Below are 4,912 nucleotides of genomic sequence, written 5' to 3'. Positions count from 1 at the left end.
CCGCGCGCCGAAGGCCGCGCCGCCTCGGCCCGCGCCAGCCGGCCGATCAGGCCCTGGTCGTCGCTGGGAATCAGGTGCTCGCGGCCGGCATAGGCCGCTGCATCGAAGCGGGTGCCCAGGCGCTGCACGCTGGCCCGGTACTGCTCGCGTCGGCCTTTTTCCAGCGCCTTGTCGACCGCGATGGTGGCCAGGTCCACCGCCTGGTTGGTGGTCGAGAGCAGCAGCACGCGGGCCTCGGGCCGGCGCTCCAGGTACTCGGCCAGCAGCACGCCCAGGGTCGTGGTCTTGCCGGTGCCGGGCGGGCCCCACAAAAAGGCGCTGCTGTGCTGCACCAGGGCCAGCGCGGCGCTCTGCGCCGGGCGCAGCCAACGGAACGGCGCGCCGCTCAGCGCCGTGGCGGCGTCCACCGGGCGGGGCCGGCCCAGATCGGGCAGGCAGGCCAGCGCGCGCTCGGCCCAGGGCGTGTCCCACCAGGCCTCGGCGACGGCGTTCAGAAAGCGGGTCGGGTACAGGCGTATCAGGCAGTCCGGCTCCGGCGGCGCGCTGCTGGCGTTCTGCAGCAGCAGCTGGTCCTCTTCGGCCAGCACGGCCAGCACGCTGGCCCCGCCCTTGACCGGCGCGCCCCACCAGGCCGAGGCCCCGTCCAGGCTGTCGTCCAGCAAGACCTGGGCCGAGGCGGCGCCCGGCCGCTGGCCTTCGGCATAGACATAGCCCGGCTCCAGCGTGACCCGCCACAGCGCGCCCTCGCGCTCGCTGCGCAGCACCTTGAAGTCGTAGAACTCGGGCGTCGCCGCCAGCTCGGCGGCCAGCGCCGCGCGCAGATCGGCCAGGCTCATCGGGCCTGAGACGGGGATGGCGAGGAGGGCGGGGTGGCTGGCACGCTCGCCAGATAGGCCAGCAGATTCGCCATCTTCTGGTCGTTGTAGCCGATGCTGAAGAAGCGCATCTTGGTGCCCGGCACGCTGCGTTCGGGGTCCCGGATGAAGGCCGCCAGACTGGTCGCCGACCAGACGATGCCTGAATTCTTCATCGCGGCCGAGTAGCTGTAGTCGAGCGTGGATCCGGCCGGCCGCCCGACGATGCCGTTGAGCTGCGGCCCGAAGCCGCCGCGCGCCGAGGGACCGAGCTGATGGCAGGACGCACAGGCGGCGATAAAGGTCGCCTTGCCGGCTGCGATATCGCCCACCGGGCCGGCCGCGCTGGCGCCNGCCCGACGATGCCGTTGAGCTGCGGCCCGAAGCCGCCGCGCGCCGAGGGACCGAGCTGATGGCAGGACGCACAGGCGGCGATAAAGGTCGCCTTGCCGGCTGCGATATCGCCCACCGGGCCGGCCGCGCTGGCGCCCGAGGGGCCGAGCGCGAGCAGGGTGGCGAGGGCGAGGAGCGCAGGGGGCGGCGACGGCGTCATGGGGTGGGGATTGTCGCGCTTGGCGCAGCGGCATACGCGATGCCGTAACGGGCGGTGGTGCGCCGCTTGGCGGAGTGTCTAGGCGTCGTGTTGATCGCGAGCCGACGGCAGCATGGAGACATACTCCGAGCGCGTCGCAGCGTGCCAGCACGTTTGCTGTGGACACCTCAGCCCTGGCGACCCAGTCGACGTAGCTCGCCTCAAATCTGTCAGGGCCTGTTGCTGATGACTTGACCAACTGTCACTGATCTTCGCTGTACCAAGCGATGCCGACCCTGATCGCCCGGTTCTGTGCTTTCGGCCTTCGCAAGGGGGAGGTTTGTGAGTTGCCATGGCAAGCCTTCCTGCGGTTTCATGTTTGCGATGCCGGCATTGCGCCCTACTTCCGTTGCGAGGTATCGGGGCCTTGCAGAGGACGCACATGAAGACTAAGCCGCCCGGCGACCACGGCACTGAGATACAGCGTTCCCCACCAGACAAGCCGTTCTCGCACGACGGCCATGACGCTGGACTTGCTCTTCGCAAAAACTGCGAGCCAGGGAACAGGAACGGCGAGCGACTCGCTGCCTGAACTCACCACAGGCGTGATGACGGTGAACAGGGCGACGAGCGGAAGGCCAATGACAAGAGCTACGGCGACAGACCAACGTGCCTGAAAGCCCATGAATGCTGCGACTGCGGGTGTCGCTATCCACTCGAGCATGAGATACGGAATGACGAGCAAACCGAACCCTAAGGCGATGGTCGCAACAGGAACCAGCGGACCCAGCAGATACATCAGTGCCGCATACAACAGCACTCCAAGGTAGAGGGTAACTGCGACGGCAACAGGCATGGTGGTTAGACAAGATGGCTACGCCGCAATTCCCGCAAAACCTCCGGATGCGCCACAGCCACGCGCAGCAGCGTTCTGGCGGCCCCGTTGGGCTCGCGCCGTCCTTGCTCCCAGTCTTGCAAGGTACGGGCCGAGACGCCCAAAAGAGGGGCGAAATCCCGCTGCGACAGCCCGACCTGAGCCCGTGCCCGCGCGGCGGCCGGCAGCGCAACCTCGGTCCCCCGAGCCGCCTCGCCGCGCTTGATCTAGCGGACCGACTCCCGCAGGTCCTGCTGGAACTCTTTGTTCATGTCAGAGGGCCTCTTCGATTCCTTGTTTCAACTCCGCGAGGACGCTGGAAGATCTCGGTTTCGGCTACCGTGCGCACCTCGCAATCCTACGGCATTGCCGTATGTTTGCAAGCGTGACACTAGCTGCCCGCCCCCCAAAAGCGAAACCCCAAGCCACATCGCTGTGCTTGGGGTCGGGGTGGCGTTCAAACCGGTGCTCTTGTGAAGCGGTGGTCCTGACGCGAGATCGGGCGGGTGGCCTGGGCGCTGTCGGAGTGGGTAACTCAGTGCCTTCAGTGTAGGGAACAGGGCTTGGCAGATGATTGCGAAGATGGCTTTGAATTCATTCAGTGCGCAATAATCTGCCAAGAATCAATTTCTTTGGGGTTGCTGATTGGCCATCGATAAGTTTGACAGGCAGATTCTGGAAATTCTTCAGAAGGAAGGCCGCATCCACAACCAGGAACTGGCGGACCGGATCGGGCTGTCGCCCTCGCCCTGTCTGCGGCGGGTGCGGGCGCTGGAGGAGGCCGGGCTGGTGAGCGGCTACCGCGCGGTGGTGGACGCCAAGAAGCTGGGCCTGACCCTGATGGCCCTGGTCCATATCTCGATGGATGTGCACACGCCGGAGCGCTTCGCTGGCTTCGAGGCCGCAGTGGCCTTGCTGCCCGAGGTGCTGGAGTGCCTGCTGATCACCGGCCAGGCCGCCGACTACCAGCTGAAGGTGGCGGTGCGCGATATGGACCATTACCAGGCCCTGCTGCTGGGCCATCTGACCCGCATCCCCGGGGTGACCGGCGTGCACAGCAGCTTTGTGCTGCGCAATGTGCTGAAGGACTCGGTGGTGCCGGTCCATCTGGCGGCTTGAGCGCCGACGTCTCGCCTCAGGCCTGCCAGACCGCGTAGCCGGCCTCGCGCAAGCCGATCGCCAGCTCCACCTCCATCTCGCGGGCGGCCTCGTAAGGCATGGGGTTGTATACCGCGTAGAGCTCGGGCAGCAGGCGCAGCCCGTAGTCGCGCACCAGGCGGTTGGCCTGCACGCCGGCCTTGTGGCGGTCGAAGCGCAGGTCCGGGTCGAGCCCGGTCATGCCGACATAGACGCAGGGCTTGCGGATGTCGTGGTCGGGATTGGCACGGCGAAAGCTCGCCAGGTTCCAGACGCGGTCGGACAGTTCGACGACGTAGACGTGGTGGTGGTGGCGCGGGCGCGGCGGCATGGCAGCCGCGATTGTCGCGGCGGCAGAAAATGCCCGCGCCAGCCCTTACCATCGCCGCATGAAAACAAGCTATCTCTTCGGCGCCATCCTGGCCTGCAGCGTCATCGGCGCCGTGCTGGGCAACCGCTCGGCCAAGACCCTGGCCCTGATCGCCTCGGGCGCGCTGTCCATCTACGGCCTGGCCCGGGTGCTGGGCTGATGAACCCGGGCTGACATCGCCGCCATGTACGCGAACTTCTTCGGCCTGCAGCAAGAGCCGTTCTCGATCGCACCGGACCCGCGCTATCTGTTCATGAGCGAGCGCCATCGCGAGGCGCTGGCCCATCTGCTCTATGGCCTGCGCGGCGGCGGCGGCTTCGTGCTGCTGACCGGCGAGATCGGTGCCGGCAAGACCACGGTGTGCCGCTGCTTCCTGGAGCAGATCCCGGCCCAGGACTGCAATGTCGCCTACATCTTCAACCCCAAGCTGACCGTCACCGAGCTGCTGAGGACGGTGTGCGAGGAATATCACATCGAGCTGGGCCCGGGCGAGCTGCGCACGGTCAAGCCCTATGTGGACGCGTTGAACACCTTTTTGCTGGCCCAGCATGCGGCCGGCCGCAACACGGTGCTGATCATCGACGAGGCGCAGAACCTCGCGCCCTCGCTGCTGGAGCAGCTGCGTCTGCTGACCAATCTGGAGACCCGCGAGCGCAAGCTGCTGCAGATCATCCTGATCGGTCAGCCCGAGCTGCGCACCATGCTGGCCGCCCCGGAGCTGGAGCAGCTGGCCCAGCGCGTGATCGCGCGCTTTCATCTGCAGGCCCTGTCCGAGGCCGAGACCGCGCAGTATGTGCGGCACCGGCTGGGCGTCGCCGGTTTTGGCGGCGCGCTGGCCCTGCCCTTTGACCGTGCGGCGCTGCGCCAGATCCACCGGCTCTCGCGCGGTGTGCCGCGACGCATCAACCTGCTGTGTGATCGGGCCCTGCTGGGCGCCTATGCCCAGGGCCGCCAACGCATCGATCGCAAGACGCTGGACAAGGCCGCCGCCGAGGTGTTCGACGACGCGGCCTCGCGGCCCAATTCCGGTTTCGGCGGCTTTGGACGACGGCGGGCCTGGATGCTGGGCGCCGGCGGCGCGCTGACCGCCGCCGCGGTGTTCGCACTGGCCACGCGCGCGCTGGGGCCCGAGGCCGGGCGGCCTG

8 protein-coding genes and 1 pseudogene are annotated in these 4,912 nt (G+C 67.6%); 3 read left to right on the top strand and 6 right to left on the bottom strand.

The genetic code is table 11. The features are described 5' to 3' along the window. The 5 genes and pseudogenes from PO768_RS27355 to PO768_RS27335 form a co-directional block, all read right to left on the bottom strand. Positions 1–836 (bottom strand): AAA domain-containing protein (locus PO768_RS27355; protein WP_272648574.1); only part of this gene is annotated, 836 nt, incomplete at its 3' end. Further along, positions 833–1,186 (bottom strand): c-type cytochrome, encoded by a 354-nt coding sequence (locus tag PO768_RS27350; protein WP_272648573.1) that lies wholly within the window; start codon positions 1,184–1,186, stop codon positions 833–835. The genes PO768_RS27355 and PO768_RS27350, both read right to left, overlap by 4 nt. 65 nt (positions 1,187–1,251) lie before the next feature. Beyond that, positions 1,252–1,407: pseudogene (locus tag PO768_RS27345) on the bottom strand (hypothetical protein); the annotation flags it as partial. 379 nt (positions 1,408–1,786) lie between these two features. Beyond that, on the bottom strand, positions 1,787–2,242 hold the full coding sequence (locus PO768_RS27340) for a hypothetical protein (RefSeq protein WP_272648572.1): 456 nt from the start codon (positions 2,240–2,242) through the stop codon (positions 1,787–1,789). Positions 2,243–2,247: 5 nt separating this feature from the next. Further along, positions 2,248–2,448 (bottom strand): helix-turn-helix domain-containing protein, encoded by a 201-nt coding sequence (locus PO768_RS27335; protein ID WP_442953306.1) that lies wholly within the window; start codon positions 2,446–2,448, stop codon positions 2,248–2,250. A 457-nt stretch (positions 2,449–2,905) separates the two neighbouring features. Between PO768_RS27335 and PO768_RS27330 the strand changes: the two genes are divergently transcribed. After that, positions 2,906–3,379, top strand: a complete 474-nt coding sequence (locus PO768_RS27330) for an Lrp/AsnC family transcriptional regulator (protein WP_137944340.1) — start codon at positions 2,906–2,908, stop codon at positions 3,377–3,379. Between the two features lie 16 nt (positions 3,380–3,395). Here PO768_RS27330 and PO768_RS27325 read toward each other — a convergent pair whose 3' ends face one another. After that, positions 3,396–3,728: a hypothetical protein gene (locus tag PO768_RS27325; RefSeq protein WP_262972148.1), complete on the bottom strand. Its 333-nt coding sequence runs from the start codon at positions 3,726–3,728 to the stop codon at positions 3,396–3,398. 58 nt (positions 3,729–3,786) lie between these two features. Between PO768_RS27325 and PO768_RS27320 the strand changes: the two genes are divergently transcribed. Continuing rightward, complete coding sequence (locus PO768_RS27320) at positions 3,787–3,927, top strand: hypothetical protein (RefSeq protein WP_171018366.1); 141 nt, start codon at positions 3,787–3,789, stop codon at positions 3,925–3,927. Positions 3,928–3,951: 24 nt separating this feature from the next. After that, positions 3,952–4,912, top strand: a 961-nt coding sequence (locus tag PO768_RS27315; RefSeq protein WP_272648571.1) for an ExeA family protein, incomplete at its 3' end; no start/stop codon positions are given.

The sequence above is a fragment of the Paucibacter sp. XJ19-41 genome, assembly GCF_028462495.1.
Classification (GTDB): Bacteria; Pseudomonadota; Gammaproteobacteria; order Burkholderiales; family Burkholderiaceae_C; genus Roseateles_E.
This window is presented reverse-complemented; position numbering and strand designations above follow the sequence as displayed.

Coding starts and splice junctions, on each gene's coding strand:
- PO768_RS27320 (WP_171018366.1), top strand. CDS start 3,787: ATGAAAACAAGCTATCTCTTCGGCGCCATCCTGGCCTGCAGCGTCATC.
- PO768_RS27340 (WP_272648572.1), bottom strand. CDS start 2,242: ATGCCTGTTGCCGTCGCAGTTACCCTCTACCTTGGAGTGCTGTTGTAT.
- PO768_RS27325 (WP_262972148.1), bottom strand. CDS start 3,728: ATGCCGCCGCGCCCGCGCCACCACCACCACGTCTACGTCGTCGAACTG.